24 protein-coding genes are annotated in these 24,528 nt (G+C 61.4%); 6 read left to right on the top strand and 18 right to left on the bottom strand.

Going from position 1 to position 24,528, the window contains the following annotated elements:
* Positions 1 to 4: 4 nt before the first annotated feature.
* The gene (gene cadR / locus CFII68_RS11065; RefSeq protein ID WP_003196623.1) at positions 5 to 451 is read left to right on the top strand and encodes a Cd(II)/Pb(II)-responsive transcriptional regulator; all 447 of its coding nucleotides are present in this window, start codon (positions 5 to 7) and stop codon (positions 449 to 451) included.
* Positions 452 to 644: 193 nt separating this feature from the next.
* Here cadR and CFII68_RS11070 read toward each other — a convergent pair whose 3' ends face one another.
* The 3 genes from CFII68_RS11070 to CFII68_RS11080 all read right to left on the bottom strand — a co-directional run bounded on the left by CFII68_RS11070 (position 645) and on the right by CFII68_RS11080 (position 3,326).
* Positions 645 to 1,616 carry a thymidylate synthase gene (locus CFII68_RS11070; RefSeq protein WP_014335997.1) on the bottom strand — a complete coding sequence of 324 codons (972 nt, stop codon included), beginning with the start codon at positions 1,614 to 1,616 and terminating at the stop codon, positions 645 to 647.
* Positions 1,617 to 1,665: 49 nt separating this feature from the next.
* Positions 1,666 to 2,475 (bottom strand): prolipoprotein diacylglyceryl transferase, encoded by an 810-nt coding sequence (gene lgt / locus CFII68_RS11075; protein WP_018608873.1) that lies wholly within the window; start codon positions 2,473 to 2,475, stop codon positions 1,666 to 1,668.
* 68 nt (positions 2,476 to 2,543) lie between these two features.
* Positions 2,544 to 3,326 carry a sulfite exporter TauE/SafE family protein gene (locus tag CFII68_RS11080; protein ID WP_018608871.1) on the bottom strand — a complete coding sequence of 261 codons (783 nt, stop codon included), beginning with the start codon at positions 3,324 to 3,326 and terminating at the stop codon, positions 2,544 to 2,546.
* Positions 3,327 to 3,685: 359 nt separating this feature from the next.
* Between CFII68_RS11080 and CFII68_RS11085 the strand changes: the two genes are divergently transcribed.
* Positions 3,686 to 4,432: an NRDE family protein gene (locus tag CFII68_RS11085; RefSeq protein WP_018608870.1), complete on the top strand. Its 747-nt coding sequence runs from the start codon at positions 3,686 to 3,688 to the stop codon at positions 4,430 to 4,432.
* Between the two features lie 177 nt (positions 4,433 to 4,609).
* Here the strand turns inward: CFII68_RS11085 and ptsP are convergent, their stop codons facing one another.
* Together ptsP and CFII68_RS11095 are read right to left on the bottom strand one after the other, a co-directional pair.
* Complete coding sequence (gene ptsP, locus CFII68_RS11090; RefSeq protein WP_018608868.1) at positions 4,610 to 6,889, bottom strand: phosphoenolpyruvate--protein phosphotransferase; 2,280 nt, start codon at positions 6,887 to 6,889, stop codon at positions 4,610 to 4,612.
* Between the two features lie 22 nt (positions 6,890 to 6,911).
* Positions 6,912 to 7,391, bottom strand: coding sequence for an RNA pyrophosphohydrolase (locus CFII68_RS11095; RefSeq protein WP_003186867.1), 480 nt, complete (start codon positions 7,389 to 7,391; stop codon positions 6,912 to 6,914).
* A gap of 143 nt (positions 7,392 to 7,534) precedes the next feature.
* Between CFII68_RS11095 and CFII68_RS11100 the strand changes: the two genes are divergently transcribed.
* Positions 7,535 to 8,191 (top strand): HAD family phosphatase, encoded by a 657-nt coding sequence (locus tag CFII68_RS11100; protein WP_018608864.1) that lies wholly within the window; start codon positions 7,535 to 7,537, stop codon positions 8,189 to 8,191.
* Positions 8,192 to 8,369: 178 nt separating this feature from the next.
* Here the strand turns inward: CFII68_RS11100 and CFII68_RS11105 are convergent, their stop codons facing one another.
* Together CFII68_RS11105 and ilvA are read right to left on the bottom strand one after the other, a co-directional pair.
* On the bottom strand, positions 8,370 to 8,795 hold the full coding sequence (locus CFII68_RS11105) for a DUF2269 family protein (RefSeq protein WP_018608863.1): 426 nt from the start codon (positions 8,793 to 8,795) through the stop codon (positions 8,370 to 8,372).
* 45 nt (positions 8,796 to 8,840) lie between these two features.
* Positions 8,841 to 10,355 carry a threonine ammonia-lyase, biosynthetic gene (gene ilvA, locus CFII68_RS11110; RefSeq protein WP_018608861.1) on the bottom strand — a complete coding sequence of 505 codons (1,515 nt, stop codon included), beginning with the start codon at positions 10,353 to 10,355 and terminating at the stop codon, positions 8,841 to 8,843.
* Positions 10,356 to 10,492: 137 nt separating this feature from the next.
* Between ilvA and rpiA the strand changes: the two genes are divergently transcribed.
* Positions 10,493 to 11,167: a ribose-5-phosphate isomerase RpiA gene (gene rpiA, locus CFII68_RS11115; protein WP_014336005.1), complete on the top strand. Its 675-nt coding sequence runs from the start codon at positions 10,493 to 10,495 to the stop codon at positions 11,165 to 11,167.
* Positions 11,168 to 11,312: 145 nt separating this feature from the next.
* On the opposite strand, the gene CFII68_RS11120 is transcribed toward rpiA, so the two are convergent.
* From CFII68_RS11120 to CFII68_RS11135, 4 genes are all read right to left on the bottom strand, one after another.
* The gene (locus CFII68_RS11120) at positions 11,313 to 12,221 is read right to left on the bottom strand and encodes an SdiA-regulated domain-containing protein (RefSeq protein WP_018608859.1); all 909 of its coding nucleotides are present in this window, start codon (positions 12,219 to 12,221) and stop codon (positions 11,313 to 11,315) included.
* A gap of 118 nt (positions 12,222 to 12,339) precedes the next feature.
* Complete coding sequence (locus CFII68_RS11125; protein ID WP_018608857.1) at positions 12,340 to 13,263, bottom strand: SdiA-regulated domain-containing protein; 924 nt, start codon at positions 13,261 to 13,263, stop codon at positions 12,340 to 12,342.
* 240 nt (positions 13,264 to 13,503) lie between these two features.
* Complete coding sequence (locus tag CFII68_RS11130) at positions 13,504 to 14,169, bottom strand: fumarylacetoacetate hydrolase family protein (protein ID WP_018608855.1); 666 nt, start codon at positions 14,167 to 14,169, stop codon at positions 13,504 to 13,506.
* 43 nt (positions 14,170 to 14,212) lie between these two features.
* Positions 14,213 to 15,607, bottom strand: a complete 1,395-nt coding sequence (locus CFII68_RS11135; RefSeq protein WP_018608853.1) for an FAD-binding oxidoreductase — start codon at positions 15,605 to 15,607, stop codon at positions 14,213 to 14,215.
* A 205-nt stretch (positions 15,608 to 15,812) separates the two neighbouring features.
* On the opposite strand from CFII68_RS11135, the gene serA reads away from it, so the two are divergent.
* Positions 15,813 to 17,042: a phosphoglycerate dehydrogenase gene (serA, locus tag CFII68_RS11140; protein ID WP_003186856.1), complete on the top strand. Its 1,230-nt coding sequence runs from the start codon at positions 15,813 to 15,815 to the stop codon at positions 17,040 to 17,042.
* A gap of 128 nt (positions 17,043 to 17,170) precedes the next feature.
* Here serA and CFII68_RS11145 read toward each other — a convergent pair whose 3' ends face one another.
* Entirely contained in the window at positions 17,171 to 17,596 is a 426-nt protein-coding gene (locus CFII68_RS11145) for a DUF4399 domain-containing protein (RefSeq protein WP_024618984.1), read from the bottom strand.
* Positions 17,597 to 17,729: 133 nt separating this feature from the next.
* Between CFII68_RS11145 and CFII68_RS11150 the strand changes: the two genes are divergently transcribed.
* Positions 17,730 to 18,290 carry a transporter substrate-binding domain-containing protein gene (locus CFII68_RS11150; RefSeq protein WP_018608848.1) on the top strand — a complete coding sequence of 187 codons (561 nt, stop codon included), beginning with the start codon at positions 17,730 to 17,732 and terminating at the stop codon, positions 18,288 to 18,290.
* Positions 18,291 to 18,395: 105 nt separating this feature from the next.
* Here CFII68_RS11150 and CFII68_RS11155 read toward each other — a convergent pair whose 3' ends face one another.
* The 6 genes from CFII68_RS11155 to CFII68_RS11180 form a co-directional block, all read right to left on the bottom strand.
* On the bottom strand, positions 18,396 to 19,022 hold the full coding sequence (locus CFII68_RS11155; protein WP_018608845.1) for a bifunctional 2-polyprenyl-6-hydroxyphenol methylase/3-demethylubiquinol 3-O-methyltransferase UbiG: 627 nt from the start codon (positions 19,020 to 19,022) through the stop codon (positions 18,396 to 18,398).
* Positions 19,023 to 19,208: 186 nt separating this feature from the next.
* Positions 19,209 to 19,853: a methionine ABC transporter permease gene (locus CFII68_RS11160; RefSeq protein WP_018608843.1), complete on the bottom strand. Its 645-nt coding sequence runs from the start codon at positions 19,851 to 19,853 to the stop codon at positions 19,209 to 19,211.
* A complete protein-coding gene (locus CFII68_RS11165) occupies positions 19,843 to 20,967 on the bottom strand; it encodes a methionine ABC transporter ATP-binding protein (RefSeq protein WP_018608841.1) in 1,125 nt (374 codons plus the stop codon). Before CFII68_RS11165 ends, CFII68_RS11160 begins: the two co-directional genes overlap by 11 nt.
* A 1-nt stretch (position 20,968) precedes the next feature.
* Complete coding sequence (locus tag CFII68_RS11170) at positions 20,969 to 21,778, bottom strand: MetQ/NlpA family ABC transporter substrate-binding protein (RefSeq protein WP_018608840.1); 810 nt, start codon at positions 21,776 to 21,778, stop codon at positions 20,969 to 20,971.
* Positions 21,779 to 21,959: 181 nt separating this feature from the next.
* On the bottom strand, positions 21,960 to 23,318 hold the full coding sequence (locus CFII68_RS11175; RefSeq protein WP_018608838.1) for an LLM class flavin-dependent oxidoreductase: 1,359 nt from the start codon (positions 23,316 to 23,318) through the stop codon (positions 21,960 to 21,962).
* Positions 23,318 to 24,511 (bottom strand): SfnB family sulfur acquisition oxidoreductase, encoded by a 1,194-nt coding sequence (locus tag CFII68_RS11180; protein ID WP_018608836.1) that lies wholly within the window; start codon positions 24,509 to 24,511, stop codon positions 23,318 to 23,320. The genes CFII68_RS11175 and CFII68_RS11180 overlap by 1 nt, the downstream gene beginning before the upstream one ends.
* Between the last annotated feature and the right edge of the window lie 17 nt (positions 24,512 to 24,528).

Raw genomic sequence — 24,528 nt, 5'->3', positions numbered from 1 at the left:
CAGCATGAAGATCGGAGAACTGGCGAAAATCACCGACTGCCAGGTCGAAACCATCCGCTACTACGAGCGCGAAGGCTTGCTGCCGGAACCGGCCCGTAGCGACGGCAATTACCGTGTCTACACCCAGGCCCATGCCGAGCGGCTGACGTTCATCCGTAATTGCCGCACCCTGGACATGACCCTGGAAGAAATCCGCAGCCTCCTGGCCCTGCGCGATAGCCCCCAGGACCAGTGCGAAAGCGTCAACGCGCTGATCGACGAACACATCCAGCACGTCAAGGCCCGCATCGACGGCCTGCTGGCCTTGCAGACGCAACTGATCGACCTGCGCCATCGCTGTGGCGAAGGACCGGACCTGGATCAATGCGGGATCTTGCAGCGCCTGGAGGTGAGCGGGGCGGTGGCGCCGGAGGTGGAGCATTCCCATGTGGGGCGTAGTCACGGGCATTGAGCCCTTGCCACCAATCCCCAATACACAGAGTCGCCTATGGGCGAGCCTGTGGGAGCAAAGCTTGGTGTGAGCCTGTGGGAGCAAAGCTTGCTCGCGATGAACGATAACGCGATCTTCTGACGGATCGAGGCGTTTCCATCGCGAGCAAGCTTTGCTCCCACAGGCCCGCACACAGGGGGATGGTGGGATTCTTCTAGACCGCCATCGGCGCGGTCATCGGCGCATGGTGCTGGTAGCCTTCGAGGGAGAAGTCGCCCGGCTCCACCAACTCCAGCCACTCAGGCTGGTACACGCCGGTCTTGGCGAACTCCGGCACACGCTCGGAAATCACCAGCTTGGGCATCGGGAACGGCTCGCGCGTGAGCTGTTCGTTGAGCATGTCCAAGTGGTTTTCGTAGACGTGGGCATCGCCGATGAAATAGGTGAACCAGCGCGGCGTGTAGCCGGTCAGGCGGCCGATCAGGCTCAGCAGTGCGGCGCCTTCGGTGAGGTTGAACGGCGTGCCCAGGCCCAGGTCGTTGGAGCGGATGTAGAGGGTCAGGGAGATTTCCCTGGTCTCGACATTCGGGTGGAACTGGTAGAGCAGGTGGCACGGCGGCAGGGCCATTTCATCGAGCTGGGCGCAGTTCCAGCCGTGGAACAGGATGCGCCGGCTGCCCGGGTCCTTGATGATGGTGTCGACGCACTGGCGAACCTGGTCGATGGCCTTGTACAGCACCACGTAGGCCTGGCCGTTTTCTTCGCCCTCGGCGATCTGCCGGTAACCCTGGGCCAGTGTCTGCTCGATGGCGGCCGGGTTGCTCAAGGGGATCTGTTTGTAGGCCGGCCACTTGCGCCATTGCACGCCGTAGATCTCGCCCAGGTCGTCTTCGCCCTGGCGGAACGGGTTGGCCAGCCACTGGGCGTTTTCGTTGGCGTTCTGGTCCCAGACCTTGCAGCCCAGGGCACGGAATTCGGCGGCATTGTTCACGCCACGCAGGAAGCCGCACATCTCGCCGATGGCCGATTTGAAGGCCATTTTGCGGGTGGTGATGGCCGGGAAACCGTCTTTCAAGTCATAGCGCAGCATGGCGCCGGGGAAGCTGATGGTGTTCACACCGGTGCGGTTGGCTTGCTTGGTGCCGTTCTTGATGACGTGGGCCACCAGATCGAGATATTGCTTCATGGGTTACCTGTGTCCTTGAACCCGGGGCCAACGCCCCGGGGTTCGAATTTTAAACCTTGGCCGCCGCAGCCGGCGCACGATGATAAGCCAGCCAGATCAGCGCCAGGCCGCCGATGATCATCGGCAGGCACAACACCTGGCCCATGGTCAGCCAGTTCCACGCCAGATAGCCGAGCTGGGCGTCCGGGACGCGGACGAATTCAACGATGAAACGGAAGATGCCATAGAACAGCGCGAACATGCCCGACACCGCCATGGTTGGCCGCGGCTTGCGCGAGAACAGCCAGAGAATCAGGAACAGTGCCACGCCTTCGAGGGCGAATTGATAAAGCTGCGACGGGTGGCGCGGCAACTGCGCCGGGTCGCTGAACGGCGGGAAGATCATCGCCCACGGCACGTCGGTCGACTTGCCCCATAACTCGGCATTGATGAAGTTGCCGATGCGCCCTGCGCCCAGGCCGATCGGCACCATTGGCGCGACGAAGTCCATCAGCTCGAAAAACGACTTGTTGTTGCGCTTGCCGAACCACAACGCCGCCAACATCACGCCGATGAACCCACCGTGGAACGACATGCCGCCCTTCCAGACTTCGAAGATCAGCGTCGGGTTGGCCACATAGGCGCTCAGGTCGTAGAACAGCACATAGCCCAGGCGTCCGCCGACGATCACGCCCATGGACAGCCAGAACACCAGGTCGGAAAGTTTTTCCTTGTTCCAGGTCGGGTCGAAACGGTTGAGCCGGCGCGACGCCAGCAACCAGGCGCCGCCGATGCCGATCAGGTACATCAGGCCGTACCAGTGGATTTTCAGCGGGCCGATGGCCAGGGCTACCGGATCGATCTGCGGGTAAGGCAGCATTGATATTCCTCGTAAACGTCAAAAATACCCGGGCGACGCTGCCACCTCGGGATTAAGCCAGGATTGCGTCAGAACAGAAAACTCAAGCCCACGCAGAATAGCAGGGCGGCAAACAACCGCTTGAGCAAGCGCGGTGACAGGCGATGGGCCAGCCGCGCGCCGAAACGGGCGAAGACCATGCTGGTCAAGGCGATGCCCAGCAGCGCCGGCAAATACACAAAACCGAGACTATGGGCCGGCAGCAGCGGATCGTGCCAACCCAAAATCATGAAACTTAATGCGCTGACCACGGCGATGGGCAGTCCGCAGGCCGATGACGTCGCGACCGCTTGCTGCATCGGTACGCTGCGCCAGGTCAGGAACGGCACGGTCAGTGAACCGCCACCGATGCCGAAAATCGCCGAGGCCCAGCCAATCACCGTGCCGGCCAGGGTCAGTCCGGCCTTGCCCGGTACGTTGCGACTGGCGTTGGGCTTGAAGTTCAGGGCCAGTTGCACGGCAATGATCAGGGCGAACACGCCGATGATCTTTTGCAGGTGCGGGCCGGAAATCGCTTCGGCGATGATCGCACCGAATCCGGCACCGATCAGGATGCCGACGGTCATCCAGGCGAACACCGGCCAGCGCACCGCGCCTTTGCGCTGATGCTCGCGCACCGCATTGACCGAGGTGAAGATGATCGATGCCAGTGAGGTGCCGACGGCCAGATGCGTCAACACCTGCGGGTCGAAACCCTGCAGGGTGAAACTGAACACCAGCACCGGGACAATGATGATCCCGCCCCCCACACCGAACAACCCGGCCAGCACGCCGGCGCAGGCGCCGAGCAGCAGATAGAGCACAAATTCCACCAGCGTCTCCCCGACCATCCCTGAAATAAGAGCGGCATGGTAACGGATCGAGGGGCTTGGGCTCTACTGAAGGCGATGGATGCATGATGGAGGTATGGGTAGAGTAGGTGCAACGCGTGGTTTTTGTGGCGAGGGAGCTTGCTCCCGTTGTAGGAGCTGTGTAGGAGCGGTGTAGGAGCTGTCGAGTGCAACGAGGCTGCGATCTCTCCACTGGCAATTGAGTCGCAAGCGAAAGATCAAGATCAAGATCAAGATCAAAAGATCGCAGGCTTCGCCAGCTCCTACAGAGCCCAGCGGGAGCAAGCTCCCTCGCCACAAAAGCAGTGTTGCTCAGCTTCATTTTTAAACAGGACAACCTGATGTGCCTGATCGTATTTGCCTGGCGCCCCGGCCACGCCCGGCCGCTGATCGTGGCGGCCAACCGCGACGAGTTCTATGCCCGGCCGACCTTGCCCCTGGCCCAGTGGCCTGATGCGCCCCATGTGCATGCCGGTCGCGACCTGGAGGCTGGCGGCACCTGGCTCGGCATTGGCGCCGAGGGGCGCTTTGCGGCGCTGACCAACATCCGTGACCCAGGCCAATTGCCGGCCTTCAAGTCGCGCGGCGAGCTGGTGGCGCGGTTCCTGACCGGGAATCTGTCGATTGCCGACTACCTGAGCGAAGTCGTGCCCCGCGCCGGCGAGTACGGTGGCTTCAACCTGCTGCTCGGCGATGGCGTCGAGCTCTGGCACCACAACGCCCGCGATACCCCGCCGCAGCGGTTGGGCGAGGGGCTCTATGGCGTGTCGAACGCAGGGTTGAACACGCCCTGGCCCAAGTTGCTCAAGGCTCGTGCGGCGCTGGGCGAGGTGCTGGATGATCCGCAGCCCGAGGCGTTGCTGGCGCTGCTGAACGACCCGCAACCTGCTCCGGTGGCTGAGCTGCCTGATACGGGGGTGGGCGTGGCGACCGAGACGCTGTTATCGAGTGTGTTCATCGCCAGCCCGGCCTACGGGACGCGGGCGAGTACGGCGCTGATTGTCCATGCCGATGGGACGCGGCAGATGGTCGAGCGCAGTTTCGGGCCGCATGGGGGGCATTTGGGGGAGGTGGCGCTGCACATTTGATTCAGCCCTGTAGGAGCTTGTAGGAGCTGTGTAGGAGCTGACGAGCGAAGCGAGGCTGCGATCTTTCCCCAGACACTTGAATCTCAAGCGAAAGATCAAAAGATCAAAAGATCGCAGGCTTCGCCAGCTCCTACAGAGCCCAGCGGGAGCAAGCTCCCTCGCCACAGGTGCTCGTGCCTAGAGGGTTTTGTTCGAAGCCGGATTGATCATCCGCGCCAACCCAAGGTTCTTCAGCGCCAGTTGCAAGGAGCTGTGGATCACTTGCGGGTTGTCGATGGTCATCACTTCCGCGAGCAATTCCTGGGCCTTGCTGAGGTTGATCTGGCGCAGCATCCATTTCACTTTCGGCAGGTTGGTGGCGTTCATCGACAAGCTGTCGAACCCCATCGCCATCAGCAGCACCGCGGCCGCGGGGTCGCCAGCCATTTCGCCGCAGATGCTCACCGGCTTGCCTTCGGCATGGGCGTCACGCACCACGTTCTGCAAGGCTTGCAGCACCGCCGGGTGCAGGTAGTCGTACAGGTCCGCGACCCGCGGGTTGTTGCGGTCCACGGCCAGCAGGTACTGGGTCAGGTCGTTGGAACCCACCGACAGGAAGTCCACCTGCCGCGCCAGTTCCTTGGTCTGGTACACCGCGGCCGGAATCTCGATCATCACCCCGACCGGCGGCATCGGCACGTCGGTGCCTTCGTCGCGTACTTCGCCCCAGGCCCGGTGGATCAGGTGCAGGGCTTCTTCCAGTTCATGGGTGCCGGAGATCATCGGCAGCAGGATGCGCAGGTTGTTCAGGCCTTCGCTGGCCTTGAGCATGGCGCGGGCCTGGACCAGGAAAATTTCCGGGTGGTCGAGCGTCACGCGAATGCCGCGCCAGCCGAGGAACGGGTTGTCTTCCTTGATCGGGAAGTAGGACAGGGACTTGTCGCCACCGATGTCCAGGCTGCGCATGGTCACCGGTTGCGGGTGGAACGCGGCCAGTTGTTCGCGGTAGATCGCCAGCTGTTCCTTTTCGCTGGGGAAGCGCTGGTTGATCATGAACGGCACTTCGGTGCGGTACAGGCCTACACCTTCGGCGCCACGTTTCTGCGCCCGGGCCACGTCGGCCAGCAGGCCGGTGTTGACCCACAGTGGCATGCGGTGGCCGTCAAGGGTTATGCACGGCAGGTCCCGCAGCGCATCCAGGCCCAGGGACAGTTGTTTTTCTTCCTCGACCACATCGGCAAACTGCTTGCGCAGCACGTCGCTGGGGTTGGTGTAGACCTCGCCGTGGTAGCCATCGACGATCATCTGGATGCCGTCGACCTTGGAGTACGGCAGGTCCACCAGGCCCATCACCGTCGGGATGCCCATGGCCCGGGCCAGGATCGCCACGTGGGAGTTGCCCGAACCCAATACCGAGACCAGCCCCGCCAGCTTGCCTTCGGGCACTTCGCCGAGCATGGCCGGGGTCAGCTCTTCGCTGACCAGGATGGTGTTGTCGGGGTAGACCAGGGTCTGCTGGCGTTCCTGCTGCAAGTAGGCCAGCAAGCGGCGGCCAAGGTCCTTGACGTCCGAGGCCCGCTCGCGCAGGTAGGCGTCGTCCATCAGTTCGAAACGGTTGACGTGGTCGGTCACCACCTGGCGCAGCGCGCCCTGGGCCCACTGGCCGGTCTTGATGACGGTGGTCACTTCACTGCCCAGGGAGGCATCGTCGAGCATCATCAGGTAAACGTCGAACAGCGCGCGCTCTTCAGGGCGCAGCTGTGTCGCCAGCTTGGCCGACAGGGCCCGCATGTCGGCGCGTACGCCTTCGATGGCGGTCTTGAACAAACCCAGCTCGGCCTCGATGTCGGCGATGGCCTTGTCCGGCACCACGTCGAGGTCGGCGGGCGGCAACATGACCACCGCCGTGCCCACCGCCGCGCCCGGTGAGCCCGGTACGCCGACGAACTTGGCTTCCTGGATGCCCTTGCCCTGGCGACCCAGGCCGCTGATCGAGCCGGTGGCCTCGGCGTGGGCGATAACCCCGGCCAGTTGCGCGCTCATGGTCACGAGGAAGGCTTCTTCACCTTCGTCGAACTGGCGGCGCTCTTTTTGCTGGATGACCAACACGCCGACGACGCGGCGGTGGTGGATGATCGGTGCCCCGAGGAACGAGGCGTAGCGTTCTTCGCCGGTTTCGGCAAAGTAGCGGTAGCGCGGGTGATCCGCGGCGTTTTCGAGGTTCAGGGGTTCTTCGCGTGTGCCGACCAGACCGACCAGGCCTTCATTGGGGGCCATGCTGACCTTGCCGATGGAGCGCTTGTTCAAGCCCTCGGTGGCCATCAGCACGAAACGATTGGTCTCGGGGTCCAGCAGGTAGACCGAGCAGACCTGGCTGCCCATGGCCTCTTTGACACGCAATACAATAATCCCCAACGCCGCCTTGAGATCCTTGGCGGAGTTAACTTCCTGGACGATCTTGCGCAGCGTATTGAGCATGGCTCGGGGTCGAACTCCGTCGTCAGTCGCGCGTCAGCAGGCGCGGGGCAAGCTCTTTGAGAGCGCGTCGGTACACTTCGCGCTTGAATGTCACCACCTGGCCCAACGGATACCAATAGCTGACCCAGCGCCAGCCATCGAACTCCGGTTTACCGGTCAAATCCATCCGCACCCGCTGCTCGTTGGAGATCAGGCGCAGGAGAAACCATTTCTGCTTCTGGCCGATGCACAGCGGTTGGCTGTGCGTCCTGACCAGGCGTTGCGGCAAACGATAGCGCAACCAGCCGCGGGTGCAGGCGAGTATTTCGACATCTTCTCGCTCAAGCCCCACTTCTTCATTCAATTCGCGGTACAAGGCCTCTTCCGGCGTCTCCTGGGGGTTGATCCCGCCCTGGGGAAACTGCCAGGCGTCTTGATTGATACGGCGTGCCCATAGCACCTGCCCAGCATCATTCGTAAGAATGATCCCCACATTGGGACGGAAACCATCGGGATCGATCACGGCAACAACCTCGCAAACGCATGTCGCCGCATTGTTCCACAAAGGTTGTGAAAGCAGCAACGAGCGTCCCTAGCTTATGTGCACTCTTGTGAAAAGTCCGTATTCTGGACGCCTTTCTTCAGATTTTTCAGCGAGTAACTGCAATGCGGCTGGCTTTATTCGACTTGGACAACACATTGCTGGGCGGCGACAGCGACCACGCGTGGGGCGATTACCTGTGCGAGCGCGGTTTCCTGGACGCTGTCACGTACAAGGCACGCAACGACGCGTTCTACCAGGATTACCTGGCCGGCAAGCTCGACAACGCCGAGTACCTGAATTTTTGCCTGGAAATCCTCGGTCGCACCGAAATGCACGTGCTGGCCCAGTGGCACCTGGACTACATGCGCGACTGCATCGAGCCGATCGTGTTGCCCCAGGCCATCGAATTGCTGGAAAAGCACCGTGACGCTGGCGACAAGCTGGTGATCATCACCGCCACCAACCGCTTTGTCACCGGGCCGATTGCCGAGCGCCTGGGCGTCGAGACCCTGATCGCCACCGAGTGCGAGATGATCGACGGGCGCTACAGCGGCCGCAGCACCGACATCCCGTGTTTTCGCGAGGGCAAGGTGACCCGGTTGAACCGTTGGCTGGAAGAGACCGGGCATTCGCTCGAGGGCAGCTATTTCTACAGCGACTCGATGAATGACCTGGCGCTGCTGGAGGTGGTGACGCATCCGGTGGCGGTGGATCCGGATCCGAATCTTCGGGCCGAGGCCCAGAAGCGGGGTTGGCCGGTAATTTCGTTGCGCAATTGAACTGTGGGAGCAAGGCTTGCTCGCGAGTGGCTGTGGGAGCAAAGCTTGCTCGCGATTGGCTGTGGGAGCAAAGCTTGCTCGCGATTGGCATACGTACCTTTGCATCGCGTAAAGCCAATCGCGGGCAAGCCTTGCTCCCACAGAATCGCGAGCAAGCTTTGCTCCCACAGACTGTGTTTTAAACCGGCTTGGCCCCCATCAACCCCGCAATGGCGACAAAGCAGACAACACTGAACAGCGCCAAGGCAAAGGTAAACTTCCCGCTACCTCCCGGTGCCTTGCGCAATTTGTTCAGTCGCACCACCAGCCAGAACCCCGCCAGCGCCGCCAAGGTGTAGAGCACGCTGGAAGCCAGCAACCAGGTCTGCCCCAGCGGCCAGCCAACCTGATGCACCATCCACCAGCCCGTGAAGGGCAGGCTCGCAAGAGCCAGGATCATCACCAGCCAGATGAACAGCCGCGGACGTTGCAGCGTGCGTGCCGCCGCCGTGGCATCGCCATTGCGGCGCGTGCGCCAGACCCAGACGGCCAGCCCCAGGGCGCCTGCCAGCAGCAGTACGGTGGCGATGACGTGAGCGATCTTCAGCGCAGTCAATGTTTCCATTGTTGGATTTTCCTTAAGTCTTGCTCACAGCCTAGCCCGGCTTTATCAACCCAGGAACAGTTGATAGGCCGGGTTATCGCTTTCATCCCAGTACGGGTAGCCGATTTCTTCCAGGGCAGCCGGTACCAGGTGACGCTCATCGTGCGGCACCTGTAGCCCGGCGACCACACGGCCATCGGCCGCGCCATGGTTGCGGTAGTGGAACATCGAGATATTCCAGCGCCCACCCAGCTTGTTGAGGAAGTTGAACAGCGCCCCCGGGCGTTCCGGGAATTCGAAGCGCAGCACCACTTCGTCGATGACATGGGCTGCATGCCCGCCGACCATGTGGCGAATGTGCAACTTGGCCAGTTCATTGTCGGTCAGGTCCAGCACCGGGAAGCCTTGTTCGGTCAGGCTGGCGATCAGCGCGCTGCGCGGGTCGTTTTCCGGGTGGGTCTGCACGCCGACGAAGATGTGCGCTTCGCTGCCGGTGTTGTAGCGATAGTTGAATTCGGTGATCTGGCGCTTGCCGACGGCTTCGCAGAACGCCTTGAAGCTGCCCGGCTTCTCGGGGATGGTCACGGCGATGATCGCTTCGCGGCCCTCGCCCAGTTCGGCGCGTTCGGCAACGTGGCGCAAGCGGTCGAAGTTGACGTTGGCACCGGAGTCGATGGCCACCAGGGTCTGGCCGCTGATGCTCCGTGACTCGACGTACTTCTTGATCCCGGCCACGCCCAGGGCGCCAGCAGGTTCGGTGATCGAGCGGGTATCGTCGTAGATGTCCTTGATCGCGGCGCAGATCTCGTCGGTGCTGACGGTGATCACTTCGTCCACGTAATGCTTGCAGATATCAAAGGTGTGCTGGCCGATCTGCGCCACGGCGACGCCGTCGGCGAACAGCCCCACGGTCGGCAGGACCACGCGCTCGCCAGCGGCCATGGCCGCTTGCAGGCAATTGGAATCGTCCGGCTCGACGCCGATGATCTTGATGTCCGGGCGCAGGTATTTCACGTAGGCCGCGATCCCGGCAATCAGTCCGCCACCGCCCACCGGGACGAAGATCGCATCCAGGCGCCCCGGGTGCTGGCGCAGGATTTCCATCGCCACGGTGCCCTGCCCGGCAATGGTGTGGGGATCGTCATACGGGTGGATGTAGACGTAGCCTTTTTCGTCGACCAGTTTCAGCGAATAGGCCAGGGCTTCGGGGAACGAATCACCGTGCAGTACCACCTTGCCGCCACGTGAGCGCACGCCCTCGACCTTGATTTCCGGGGTGGTCTTGGGCATCACGATGGTGGCCTTGACGCCCAGCACCTTGGCCGCCAGGGCCAGGCCCTGGGCGTGGTTGCCCGCCGAAGCCGTGACCACGCCGCGTGCGCGCTCTTCGTCGCTGAGCTGGGTCAGCTTGTTGTAGGCCCCGCGAATCTTGAACGAGAACACCGGCTGCAAGTCTTCGCGCTTGAGCAAGATGCTGTTGCCCAGCCGCTCGGAGAGCTGGCGAGCGGTCTGCAGCGGGGTTTCTACGGCAACGTCGTAAACGCGCGAGGTGAGGATCTTTTTGACGTACTGTTCAAGCATCGGAAAGCATCACTGAGCGGGTTGGGCAGGGCCAAGGAGTCTAACCCGGCTTTTAGCTGGGCGACCACACGAATCCCAAGGTTTTGTTGGGTTATACTCGCGCCCCTCTTTACTTCCTGCCCGCTTTCGGAGCTCGCATGACCCAGGATCAACTCAAACAGGCCGTGGCCCAGGCCGCCGTCGACCTCATCCTCCCGAAGCTGGATGACAAGAGCGTCGTCGGGGTTGGCACCGGCTCCACGGCCAATTGCTTCATCGACGCGCTGGCGCAACACAAGGGCGCGTTCGACGGCGCGGTCGCCAGCTCCGAAGCGACCGCCGCGCGCCTCAAGGGCCACGGGATCCCGGTGTACGAGCTCAACACCGTGAGCGACCTGGAGTTCTACATTGACGGTGCCGACGAAAGCGACGCGCACCTGAACCTGATCAAGGGCGGCGGCGCGGCCCTGACTCGCGAGAAGATCGTCGCGGCCGTGGCCAAGACCTTCATCTGCATCGCCGATGCCAGCAAGCTGGTGCCGGTGCTTGGCGCGTTCCCGCTGCCGGTTGAAGTCATTCCCATGGCCCGCAGCCATGTGGCCCGCCAATTGGTGAAGCTGGGCGGCGACCCGGTGTATCGCGAAGGCGTGTTGACCGATAACGGCAACATCATCCTGGACGTGCACAACCTGCAGATCACCAACCCGGTGGAGCTGGAAAGCCAGATCAACGCCATCGTTGGCGTGGTCACCAACGGTTTGTTCGCTGCGCGTCCCGCGGATGTGCTGCTGCTGGGGACCCCTGAAGGGGTGAAGACCCTGCGGGCTGAATAAGTCAGGCAATTAGTGATTGATTCAACACCCAACCCTGTGGGAGCGGGCTTGCTCGCGAAGGCGGTGTGTCGGTTGACATTCAGTGTCTGATACACCGCATTCGCGAGCAAGCCCGCTCCCACATGGGTTCTGCGTCAGGCCAGGATCAAGGCTGCGGCTTCTTGAACACGTAGAACAGGTTCGGCTCGCTCACCAGATACAGGTTGCCGTCGTCGTCCATGGCGAGGCCTTCGGCCTGGGGCACGTTTTTTTGCAGGCCCTGCCGGCCTTTGCTCAACGACAGCGTGCTCAACGGCCGGCCGTCGATATCCAATTCGATAATCAGCCGCGACTCATCGGACAGCGCCAGCAAATGGCCGCTGCGCTCGTCGTATTGCAGGCTTGAAAGGTCGCGCACGAACAGCCCGGCATCGCGCTTGGGGTTGTTGATCACATGGACCGCGTAGGACTTTTCTGGATTGTGGTGGGGAAACCCATGCACTTCATAAATCAGCATCGGGTCGCGTTCCTTCGCCACGAACAGGCGTTTGCCCACCGAGTCGTAGGCCAGCCCTTCGAATCCCTTGTTGCCGCTCATGTGCACGCCGAGGGTCATTTGCTCGGCGTCGGCTGCGTCGAGGAATCGGGTGTCGGCCTCCAGGTGAATCTTGATCAGGCGATGCTGGCGCTCGTCAGTGATGACATAAGTGTCTTCGCTGATGAATTCCACCGCCTCCGGATCGCCAAAGCCGATCAGGGCGATACGCCGCAAGATCTTGCCGTCCAGCGATAACTCGATCATTTCGGCATTTTTATTGGTGACGGTGAACAGGCTCTTGCGGATAGGATCGAACGTCAGCGCTGAAACATCATCGTCCAGGCCCTCGATCACCTGCGCTTCGAGCGTGACCCGGTATTGGTCCAAGGCGATGGTTTTTTCGCTGATGGGGTGCCAATAGGTGTTGAGGTTGAACCAGGCGCGTTCGAACAGGCGCAGGTGCTGGCCGGCTGCGATCAGGAGAATCAGCACCAGCGTCAGCAGTATCAACGGTTTGGGGCGGGCGAGTCGACGCATGTAGGGGGCTCGGATGAGAACAGGTGAGTGGAAATACCACGGCTGCCTGAACTGAAACTTAATGGCTGTGTGCCACACCCTACAACGAAGGAAGACTTATCCTGCAGAGTTAGTGCTGTCAGCGCTGTTTTTCGAAACGATAGAACAGGTTCGGTTCGCTGACCATGTACAGGTTGCCGGCCTCATCGACGGTGACGCCTTCGGCACGCGGGATCGTATTTTTCAAGCCGTTGAAACCGCCCAGCAAGGTCATGAAGCTGACCTGCTCGCCTTTTTCGTCCAGTTCCAGCAGCAGATGGGAGTCGGCCGAAAGCACCAGCATGTGACCGGTTCGCGGGTCGATCGCCAATGCCGAGAGGTTGCGCAGGTCCAGTTCATTGCTAACATGGATCTGCTTGTCGCCCTTGAGCAGCTGGCTGCCATCGCTTTTCCAGGTAAACAGCGCCGGCGGGCGTTCCTCTCCGAGCGTCAGTTGCTGGTTGCGTGGATCCCAGGTGACTCCTTCGAACCCTTTGTTCTGGTTTTCTGATGCACCCAGGTCGTAGTGAGGGAAGTCAGTGCTGTTGAGCTCGCGTGTGTTGGCGTCCACCTGGACGATCGAGAGGGTGTGACGGCGTTCGTCGGTAATCGCTAACAGGCCATTGGGCATATAGGCCACGCCCTCGGGATTGCTCCAACCCACCAAAGGTATCTTGCGCAGCACATCGCCTTGAAGGCTCAGTTCCACCAGGGACGGGTGCTTGCCCATGACGGCGAACAGGGTCTTGGTCTGGGGGTTGTAGGCCACATCGGACGCCTCGTCCTCCTCCATGCCTGGTAGCGGCTTGGCGTCGATCACGGCGTGGTAGTCCGGCAGCCAGACACTCACCTGGCGTTGAGTCGGGCTCTGGAGGTGTTCCGATAGCCAAAGCAGGCCGCGGTCGTCCCAGTGCATCGCGAACGCCAGGCCGTAGGCAGCGGCCACTGCCAGCAGCGACCAGGCATACCTGAGCCTAGGGCGACGGGCAGGTTTGGCGGCTGGCAGTGCTTGGGTTGTGGCCATCGGGGAATGCGTTCCAGAAAATTCGGCGAGGGGAATGGCTAGCTCAGACGCCACATTCCCTGGAATTATCCGGATGGCATGTGAAAAAAACGGTAAATGATCGGATATGCGCCCTGTATACCCTGTGGGAGCGGGCTTGCTCGCGAATGCGGAGTGTCAGTCGACATATATCTTTCTGATACACCGCATTCGCGAGCAAGCCCGCTCCCACATTTGATCTGTTGTGGTCACAAAACCGAGTTAACGAACGCTGCTTTCGAAGCGGCTTGCCCCCGGCAGCTCCAGTACCAGTTCATCGCCTGCATTCAGCGGCCCGACGCCTGCCGGGGTGCCGGTGAGGATCACGTCGCCGGCCTGCAGCGAGAAGCAGCCGGCCATGTACTGGATCATCGGCACGATGGGGTTGAGCATCAGGCTGCTGTTGCCGTCCTGGCGCACTTCACCGTTGATGGTCAGGCGAACGGGGATGTCGGTCAGGTCGGCAAAGGTGCCGCTCGACACGAACGGTGCGAGCACCGCCGCGCCGTCGAAGGACTTGGCCACTTCCCACGGCAGGCCCTTGGCCTTGAGCTCGGCCTGCTTGTCCCGCAGGGTCAGGTCCAGGGCCGGGGCGAAGCCGGAGATCGCGTCCAGTACTTCTTCAACGCTGGGCTTGGTGGACAGCGGCTTGCCGATCAGCACGGCGATTTCCGCCTCGTAGTGCACCGAGCCGCGGTCGGCCGGAATACTGAAACCGCCTTCCAGCGGCACCACGCAACTGCCCGGCTTGATGAACAGCAAGGGTTCGGTGGGCACCGGGTTATCCAGTTCCTTTGCATGTTCGGCGTAGTTGCGGCCAATGCACACCACTTTCCCGAGCGGGAAATGAATACGTGTACCGTCGACATACTGGTGCTGATAGCTCATTTACCGACTCCTGCTTCTGGGATTCATCAGGTGTTTTTAGGCGTCAAACCGCGAAAATCTTGCCCGGGTTCATGATGCCGTTCGGGTCGAATACCGCCTTCACGGCTTTCATGTACTCGATTTCCACAGGTGAACGACTATAGGTCAGGTAGTCGCGCTTGGTCATGCCCACGCCATGTTCGGCGGAAATCGAGCCGTTGTACTTCTCGACGGTTTCAAAGACCCATTTGTTCACGGTCGCGCACTTGGCGAAGAACTCATCCTTGCTCAGGTTTTCCGGCTTGAGGATGTTCAGGTGCAGGTTGCCGTCGCCGATGTGGCCGAACCAGACGATTTCGAAGTCCGGGTAGTGTTCGCCGACGATCGCGTCGATTTCCCGCAAGAAACCCGGAACCTTGGAGACGGTCACCGAGATGTCGTTCTTGTACGGTGTCCAGTGGGAGATGGTCTCGGAGATGTACTCGCGCAGCTTCCACAGGTTCTGCAGTTGGGTTTCGCTCTGGCTCATCACGCCGTCGAGCACCCAGCCTTGTTCCACGCAATGCTCGAAGGTCTCCAGGGCGTGGTTGGCGACTTCTTCGGTGGTGGCTTCGAATTCCAGCAGGGCATAGAACGGGCATTCGGTTTCGAACGGTGCTGGCACATCGCCGCGAGCGAGGATCTTGGCCAGGGCCTTGTCGGAGAAAAATTCGAAGGCGGTCAGGTCCAGCTTGCCCTGGAAGGCGTGCAGCACCGGCATGATCGAATCGAAGTCCGGCGTGCCGAGCACCATGGCGGTGAGGTTTTTCGGCGCACGGTCCAGGCGCATGGTGGCCTCGACCACGAAGCCCAGGGTGCCCTCGGCGCCGATGAACAGTTGCCGCAAGTCGTAGCCGGTGGCGTTCTTGATCAGGTCTTTGTTCAGCTCCAGCAGGTCACCCTTGCCGGTGACAACCTTCATGCCCGCCACCCAGTTGCGGGTCATGCCGTAGCGAATGACCTTGATCCCGCCGGCATTGGTGCCGATATTGCCGCCAATCTGGCTGGAACCGGCCGAAGCGAAGTCTACCGGATAGTACAGGCCATGTTCTTCGGCCTTGTTCTGCAGTTGTTTGGTGACCACGCCAGGCTGGCAGACCGCGGTGCGGTCGGTGAGGTTCACGTCGAGCACCTGGTTCATGTAGTCGAACGACACGACCACTTCGCCGTTGGCGGCCACGGCTGCGGCGGAAAGCCCGGTACGTCCGCCCGATGGCACCAGCGCGACCTTGTGTTCGTTGGCCCAGCGCACGATGGCCTGGACCTGTTCGGTGGTCTTGGGAAAGACGATGGCCGAAGGCGCAGGGGCAAAATGCTTGGTCCAATCCTTGCCGTAAGCGTTCAGGGAGTCGGCATCGGTCAAGACCTTGCCAGGCTCAACCAGGGTCTTCAGCTCATCTATCACGGCAGGATTGGTCATCGACAGAACTCTCGAACAATTCATGGTCATCCTGAGAACGCTTCACGTCGCAGGAATGAGTGTTTAGCGGGGTGCATATGCTAGCATACCGACCCCGCAGCGTAGTGCCCAACGGCTGTTCTGCGGCGACGGCTGTTACGCCGGTCGGGCCAGCATGCGCTGTCCGATTCCCTGCCATTTTTCTCCGGGACACAGGTTTACGCAGATGAGCAAGACTTCTCTCGATAAGAGCAAGATCAAGTTCCTTCTTCTCGAAGGCGTCCACCAATCGGCTGTCGACGTCCTCAAGTCGGCGGGCTACACCAGCATCGAGTACATCACCAGTTCTCTGCCGGAAGCCCAGCTCAAGGAAAAGATCGCCGATGCTCACTTCATCGGCATTCGCTCCCGTACTCAATTGACCGAAGAGATCTTCGACCACGCCAAGAAACTGGTGGCGGTCGGCTGCTTCTGCATCGGCACCAACCAGGTTGATCTCAACGCGGCGCGCGAGCGCGGTATCGCGGTGTTCAACGCGCCGTACTCCAACACTCGTTCCGTTGCCGAACTGGTGCTGGCCGAAGCGATCCTGCTGCTGCGCGGCATCCCTGAGAAGAACGCTTCCTGCCACCGTGGCGGCTGGATCAAGAGTGCGGCCAACTCCTTCGAAATCCGTGGCAAGAAGCTGGGTATCGTCGGCTACGGCTCGATCGGCACCCAATTGTCGGTACTGGCTGAAGGCCTTGGCATGCAGGTGTTCTTCTACGACACCGTGACCAAGCTGCCTCTGGGCAACGCCACCCAGGTCAACAACCTGCACGAGTTGCTGGGCATGTCCGACATCGTGACCCTGCACGTGCCGGAAACCGCTGCCACCCAGTGGATGATTGGCGAGAAGGAAATCCGCGCCATCAAGAAGGGCGGGATCCTGATCAACGCCGCGCGCGGCACCGTGGTCAAGCTCGACGCCCTGGCCGACGCGATCAAGGACAAGCACCTGATCGGCGCCGCCATCGACGTGTTCCCGGTGGAGCCACGCTCCAACGACGACATCTTCGAAAGCCCGCTACGTGGCCTGGACAATGTGATCCTGACCCCGCACATCGGCGGTTCCACCGCTGAAGCCCAGGCCAACATCGGTCTGGAAGTGGCGGAAAAACTGGTCAAGTACAGCGACAACGGTACGTCGGTATCGTCCGTGAACTTCCCGGAAGTGGCCCTGCCGGCACACCCTGGCAAGCACCGCTTGCTGCACATCCACGAAAACATCCCGGGTGTGATGAGCGAGATCAACAAGGTCTTCGCCGAAAACGGCATCAACATTTCCGGTCAGTTCCTGCAGACCAACGAGAAAGTCGGCTACGTCGTGATCGACGTCGACGCCGAATACTCGGACCTGGCGCAAGAGAAGCTGCAGCACATCAACGGCACCATTCGTTGCCGCGTGTTGTTCTAAGCAGGCCTGGCTTGCAATAAAAAACGGGAGCCTCGCAAGGGGCTCCCGTTTTTTATTGACTGACACAACCTGAAACCTTGTGGGAGCAAGCTTTGCTCCCACAGGTGGTTGTGTTGTGTCAGTCGGTATTACTTCACATCCACCGTGATTTTTTCGGACACGATCGACGGATCGAACGGCATGTGGCCGCTGTCACCCAGGATCAATTGCAAGGTGTGCTTGCCCGGGGCCAGTTTGATGTCGGCCTGGGTTTGTGCCTTGCCGAAGTGCATGTGGTTGGCGTCGTTTGGAATCGGCGCGCCGGCGGCGGGCAGTTTGTCGACATCGATCAGCAAATGGTGATGGCCAGTATTTTTGGTCACGTCGCCGGCCGGGGCCAAGGCGATATCCTTGACGCCGAACTTGACTGTGAATTCCTGGGCGACGGTGGCGCCGTCTGCCGGGGAAACGATGAACACTTCTGCACCTTTGGGCGCCGGGGTCGCGGCGGTTGCCAGCATCGAGGCGCCCAATAACAGGCCGGCCAACGTGGCACGAGACATAAAGCTTTTCATTTTTTTCTCCAGTTTTTCCATGAAATCCGCCTGGCCATGACAACTTCATGACCAATCGTTGTCGAAGCCTGCAACAACCATAGCAAAGCGAGCCTGAAACGAGCGTCGCTTGTATAAATACAAAGGAGTGACCATGCGCTTTCTGCCTGGCCTGATTTGCCTGCTACCCCTTTTGAGTCCCCTGGCTCATGCCGAACTGATCGATGACATCAATGACCGTGGTGAACTGCGCATTGCCCTCGAGGCCAACACCGCGCCCTTCAACTTCAAGGAAGACGGCAAACTCACTGGTTTCGAAGTGGAGCTGGGCGAAATGCTTGCCGGTGAGCTCGATGTACGCCCCGACTTCGTGGTCACCGATGCCGGGGATCTGCTGACCGGCGTGGAGAGCGGCAAGTACGACGTTGCCATCAACCACATAGCAATGACCCCGGAACTGGCGGAACGTTTCGACCTCAGTGCGGCTTACAGCCAACCGGATGCACAACTGCTGGCGAGCAAGGATGAGACGCCACGTCCGTTGGTCATGGCGCAGTCGTTCCAGCCAGAAAAAAAGAGCGAGCCGGCGCCGAGCCTGGTGATTCCGTTCCAGAAGGGCAACCCGGCGTTCAAGGCCAGCCTGGACAATGCCCTGACGCGCATCAAGGATGACGGACGGTTGGAGCAGTTGTCGCAGAAGTGGTTGGGTCGGTAGGAGCTGACGAGTGTAACGAGGCTGCGATCTTTCCAAGAACGCTTGAATCTCAAGCGAAAGATCAAAAGATCGCAGGCTTCGCCAGCTCCTACGAGGGATTGGTCTTCAAACCTTACGCCAGACACTCGCCAACCAAGGCTGTTGTTCCCGCGGCAGCCCAGCCGGTCGGTAGTAATGTTCCAGTTCCACGAAGCCTGCGTGGCCAAGCAGCGTGCGCCACGCCGCGAGGTCGTGGTAAGCGCCGAAGCGCTGGCCGTTCCAGCCCTCCTGGTTTTCGCCCCGTGGGTTTGAGCTGAACAGCACGCCGCCGGGCTTGAGGGTGGCGTGCAGTTGCTTGAGCACCCGAGGCAGTTCCTGGACGGGCACATGAAACAGCACCGCGTTGGCGAAAATCCCGTCAAAACGCTCGGCCGGCAGGTCGAGTTCCAGGAAGTCCTGTTGCCACACCTCGCAGCCGCTGTCCTGGCGCGCCATCCGGGCAAACGCTTCTGAACCGTCGAGGCCGACCGCCACATGGCCCATGGCCGTGAATGTGCGCAAGTCGCGCCCCGGGCCGCAGCCCAAATCCAGGATGTGCAGCGGCGCCTGGCCCTGGATATGGCGCAGCAAGGCGTCGATGTTCTGGCTGACATCGTGATCGCGGGTGCCTTCGCGAAAGCTTTCTGCCACGGTGTTGTAATGGCCCAGGGTCGTGGCGGTGATGGCGTGCAGGTCTTCGGTGGTGTGTTTCATGATTGGGGGCTTGAGTGGGGAGCGTCAGGGGACTATACCGCAAGATCATTGGTCTACCTGTGGGAGCAAAGCTTGCTCGCGATTGCGGTCGTCCAGCTGGCATCCATGTTGGATGGAATACTGCTATCGCGAGCAAGCTTTGCTCCCACAGATCAACTTCTCCCACAGATCAACTGCTCTCCCCGGTCAGCGCTTATTCAAGCCGCGTGACAAGCGGTCGCCGCCCAACTGGATCACTGCCACCAACGCCACCAGCAACACGATCACCGTGAGCATGATCTGGCTGTCGAATCGCTGGTAGCCGTACCGGTAGGCGATGTCGCCCAGACCGCCGGCGCCGATCGCGCCGGCCATGGCCGAAGAGTTGATCATGGTCACCAAGGTGATGGTAAAACCGCCGACGATGCCTGGCAGGGCTTCGGGCAGCAGCACATGCCAGACAATGTGCCAGCGCCGGCAACCCATGGCCTGGGCCGCTTCGATCAGGCCATGGTCGACCTCCCGCAGGCTGACTTCGGCGATGCGGGCAAAGAACGGCGTGGCGGCGATGGTCAATGGAACCACCGCAGCCCAGACACCGTAGGTGGTGCCGACAATGAGCCGGGTGAACGGGATCAACGCCACCATCAGAATCAGGAACGGTATCGAGCGGAACAGGTTCACGAACGCGCCCAGGGCCCGGTTCAAGACCGGCGCTTCATAGATCCCACCCTTGCCGCTGGTCACCAGGATCACCGCCAGCGGGATGCCCGCCAACAGCGCGATCAGCGACGACACGCCGACCATCAGGAACGTGTCGATGAAGCCCTGCAACAACCGGTCAAACCACATAACCCAGCACCTCCACACGTTGCGCCCAATTGCCCGCCCGTTGCCGCAGTTCCTCGGCGCCCCACGACGAACCGCTCACGGCCAGCAGCAATTGCCCCAGCCCGTGGCCCTGAATTCGCTCGATGCCGCCGTGCAGCAGCCGCACCCGTCCACCGAGGGCGCTGAACAAAGCGGCGAGATCCGGCTCTTCACGATCGATGCCGGTGAATTGCAGGCGTAGCACAGTGGCGGCATCCGCCGATGCCGGCTGCACCTGCAAGCGGTTTTGCAGCTCTTCCGGTATCGCGTGTTGCAACGGCGCCAGCAGCGTCCGACTGACCTCGTGTTGCGGATTGCCGAACACTTCCCAGACCGGCCCCTGTTCGACGATCCGCCCCTGTTCGAGCACCACCACCCGGTCGCAGACTTCGCGAATCACCGCCATTTCATGGGTGATCAACACGATGGTCAGGCCCAGTCGCTGATTGATCTCACGCAGCAAACCGAGGATCGATTGGGTGGTCTCCGGGTCCAGGGCCGAGGTGGCCTCGTCGCACAACAGGATCTGCGGGTCATGCACCAGCGCTCGGGCAATCCCGACCCGCTGCTTCTGCCCGCCTGAGAGTTGCGCCGGGTAGGCCTTGTGCTTGCCTTGCAGGCCGACCAGTTCCAGCAGCTCGCGGACTTTGCGCTGGCGCTGTTCCTTGGGCACGCCGGCGACTTTCAGTGGCAGCTCAACGTTCTGCCACACGGTCTTGGCCGACATCAGGTTGAAGTGCTGGAAGATCATGCCGATGCGCCGACGCAGTTCCACCAGACGGTCTTCATCGAACTCGCCGATGTCTATCTGATCGATCAACACCCGGCCACTGGTGGGTTGTTCGAGGCGGTTGATGGTGCGGATCAGCGACGACTTGCCGGCGCCGCTGCGGCCGATGATGCCGAACACCTCGCTGCGCTGGATCGCCAGGTCGATGCCTTGCAGCGCGGCCACCGGACCCTGGGCGCCGTTGTAGGTCTTGCCCAGGCCGATGAAGCGCACATGGGCACGGTTGAGCTCCGGATGCAGTTCGGTGTGTTCGGCGCTTCGGGGCGTGGGGGCTTCTTGTCGAAGCCGAGCGTTGACGGCGTTCATGTCAGCTTTCCCAGCCGGCTTGGTAGAGCTTGCCGTGGGCCTTGTCCAGGGCGGCGCGCACGACGGGTGAATGTTGGTAGATGTCGACGAACTTGATCAGCCGCGGATCGTTCTTGCTCTTGGGCTGGATCACGAACTGAATCACGTATTCCTTGTGATCGAGGCCGTCGAACAGCAAGGCAGAGCTGGCATCGAAGGTCTTGGCCAGGCGGATGTAGGCGGGATAACCCTGCACCAGGTCGGCGTCTTCATAAGCACGCACCAACTGCACGGCTTCGACCTGCAGGATCTTGAGCTGCTTCGGGTTGGCGACGATGTCGTCTTCAGTGGCCTTGTAGCCGACGCCCGGCTTGAGGGTGATCAGCCCGGCCTTGGCCAACAGTTGCAGGCCGCGACCGCTGTTGATCGGGTCGTTGGCAATGGCGACGCTGGCGCCTTCTGGCAGTTCGTCGAAGCTTTTGTATTTTTTCGAATAGAGGCCGACGTTGTTGATGATCCCCGGCGCAAAGGGCACCAGATCGAACCCGGCGGCGGCCTTGGCATTTTCCAGGAACGGGATGTGCTGGAAGTAATTCACGTCGATATCGCCGGAGGCCAGGCTGACGTTGGGCGCGATCCAGTCGCTGAACTCCACCAACTCGACCTTCAAGCCTTGCTTGCCGGCTTCTTCGACGGCCGCCTCCAGGGGAATGGCGAACGCCGCGGTGGTGCCGATTTTCAACGGTGCGTCGGCGGCAAACAGTGCCGAGCTGAACAGGCCGAGGGCCAGGGCCAATGCTTTGACTGGCAGGGTGAGGAAGTGTTTGGTCATGTCAGTTATTCCAGTCATTTAGGGGGAGGTGCATATTTTTTGGCGAACAGAGCTATGTGGGAGCAAGGCTTGCCCGCGATGAAATTGATGCGGTCTCCAGAAAACGAGGTGTCTGCATCGCGAGCAGGCTTTGCTCCCACAGTGCCTTGTTCCCACAGGGTCAGTGTCGGTAGCCCCAGGGTCAGTGCCGGTGGGTTGAACCGGTGTGTTGTCCAGGCAAATGGGCCTCTGCGTGAAACAGCTTTTCGCGCAGGGTGCCGTTGTCGTATTCAGTCTTGTACGAGCCGCGTCGCTGCAACTCGGGGATCACCAGGTCGATGAAGTCCACGTAGCTTTGCGGCGTGACGATGCGGGTCAGGTTGAAGCCATCGAGGCCGGTTTCGGCGATCCAGGACTCCAGCTCGTCGGCCACTTGCTCGGGTGAGCCCACGACTGTGATGTAGCGACCACCGAGGGCGTGTTGCTCAAGCAGTTTGCGCCGGGTCCAGTCGTTGTTCTGCAAGGTCTTGGTGGCGGACTGGATGGCGTTGCTCTTGATGTACTGGATCGGTTCGTCCAGTTCGTACTGGGAAAAATCGATCCCCGTCGACGCGGAAAAATGCGCCACCCCGGCCTCGGCGCTGGCGTAGCCCAGGTACTCGGCATGCTTGGCCCAGGCGGCCGCTTCGGTCTCGCCGACGATCACGTTCAGGCCCATGAACACCTTGATGTCCCCGGGGTTGCGCCCGGCCTCTACGGCGCTGGCGCGGACCTTGTCCACCTGGGCCTTGGTCGCCGGTTTGTTCTGGCCGCTGATGAACACGCACTCGGCATGCCGCCCGGCGAACAGCAGGCCGCGCTCGGAACTGCCGGCCTGGAACAGCACTGGCGTGCGCTGGGGTGAGGGTTCGCACAGGTGATAACCCTCGACCTGGTAGAACTCGCCCTGGTGCCGGACCTTGTGCACTTTCTCTGGCCGTGCATAGATCCGCTGCTCGCGGTCGTTGAGCACCGCGTCGTTTTCCCAACTGCCTTCCCACAGTTTGTAGAGCACTTGCAGGTATTCGTCGGCCTGGTCGTAGCGGCGGTCATGCTCGACCTGCGCCGTCAGGCCCATGGCCTTGGCGGCGCTGTCCAGGTAGCCGGTGACGATGTTCCAGCCGACCCGACCACGACTCAGGTGGTCGAGGGTGCTCATGCGTCGGGCGAACAGGTAGGGCGGTTCGTAGGTCAGGTTGGCGGTGAGGCCGAAGCCGAGGTTTTTCGTCACGGCAGCCATCGCAGACACCAGCAGCAACGGGTCGTTGACTGGTAGCTGGATCGACTCCTTGAGCGTGAAGTCCACTGATTGTTGATAGACGTCGTAGACGCCGACGATGTCGGCGATGAACAACCCGTCGAACAATCCGCGCTCGAGCAATTGCGCCAGGGCGGTCCAGTATTCGATCGTGTTGAACTGGGTCGAGGTGTCCTGGGGGTGGGTCCACAGGCCGTGATTGATGTGCCCGATGCAGTTCATGTTGAACGCGTTGAGCAGGATCTTTTTCTTGCCGGCCGCCATCAGATAGTCCCTCGCAGCGGCGGTTTTTCATCGTTGAGGTAGAAGTTGCCCACTGCGTGGTATTTCCAGCGCACCGGGTCATGCAGGGTGTGCACCCGGGCGTTGCGCCAGTGGCGGTCTAGGCCATGTTCGGCCAGGGTCGCCTGACTGCCGGCCAATTCGAACAGCGTGCTGCTGGCGGCCAGGGAAATTTCGGTGCTGATGGCACGGGCTTCGGCCACGGCAATCGAGGCGGCGGCGACTGTGTCGGCCCGGGTGTCGGCCTGGGCCCGGTCGAGAAACTCACCGGCACGTTCCAACAGGGCTTCGGCGGCGTGCAGGCGGATGCTCAGTTGGCCGAAACTCTTGAGGGTGTGCGGGTCTTCGGTGGCGACGTCGCTGGTGGCGTCGATCCAGGGGCGGGTTTTATTGCGGACAAAATGCAGGGCGTCTTCGTAGGCGGCGCGGGCGATGCCGGTGTCGATGGCGGCGTGAAGAATCTGCGCCAGCGGCCCCACCGGCGTCGGGCGTTCGAAGGCGCTCTGGAAGGGCACGATGTCGGCGGCGGCGACATACACGTCTTCGAACACCACCGAACCACTGCCCGTGGTGCGCTGGCCAAAACCGCTCCAATCGTCGATCACCGTCAGGCCCTGGCTGTTGCGAGGGACGAACGCCAGCTGTTGCACGCCGTTTTCATCCACCACCGATGTGGGGATGCGTTGGGCGTAGATCGCGCCCGTGGCGTAGAACTTGCGACCGTTGATGCGATAGCCCTCGCCGTCGCGGCGCAGTTGGGTGATGCGGTCATGGGCAGTCTTGGTGCCAAGTTCGGCCAGGGCGTTACCAAAGCGCTGGCCGGCGAGCACTTCGGCGTACAGGCGTTGTCTTTGCGCTTCGCTGCCGTTTACCCGCAGCACTTCCAGGGCGTAGAAATGATTTTGCGGAATCTGTCCCAGCGAGCCGTCGGCCTGAGAAATTAGCGCGATGACTTTGGCCAGGGTGACGTTGGACACACCGGCGCCGCCATAGGCCTTGGGCACGCTGATACCCCACAGGCCCGAGCGGGAGAAGGCCTCCAGTTCCGGGTACGGCAAGCGGCGCTCGCGGTCGCGCAGGGCGCTGTCGCGCTTGAAGTCATCGGCCAGGTCGCTGGCCACGATCAGGGCTTGTTCATCGCTGGTGATCACCGCGACGTGTTGAGAAAACGTCATGTACTGCTCCAGAGGTC

The sequence above is a fragment of the Pseudomonas sp. CFII68 genome, from assembly GCF_000416195.1.
GTDB lineage: Bacteria > Pseudomonadota > Gammaproteobacteria > Pseudomonadales > Pseudomonadaceae > Aquipseudomonas > Aquipseudomonas kilonensis.
This window is presented reverse-complemented; position numbering and strand designations above follow the sequence as displayed.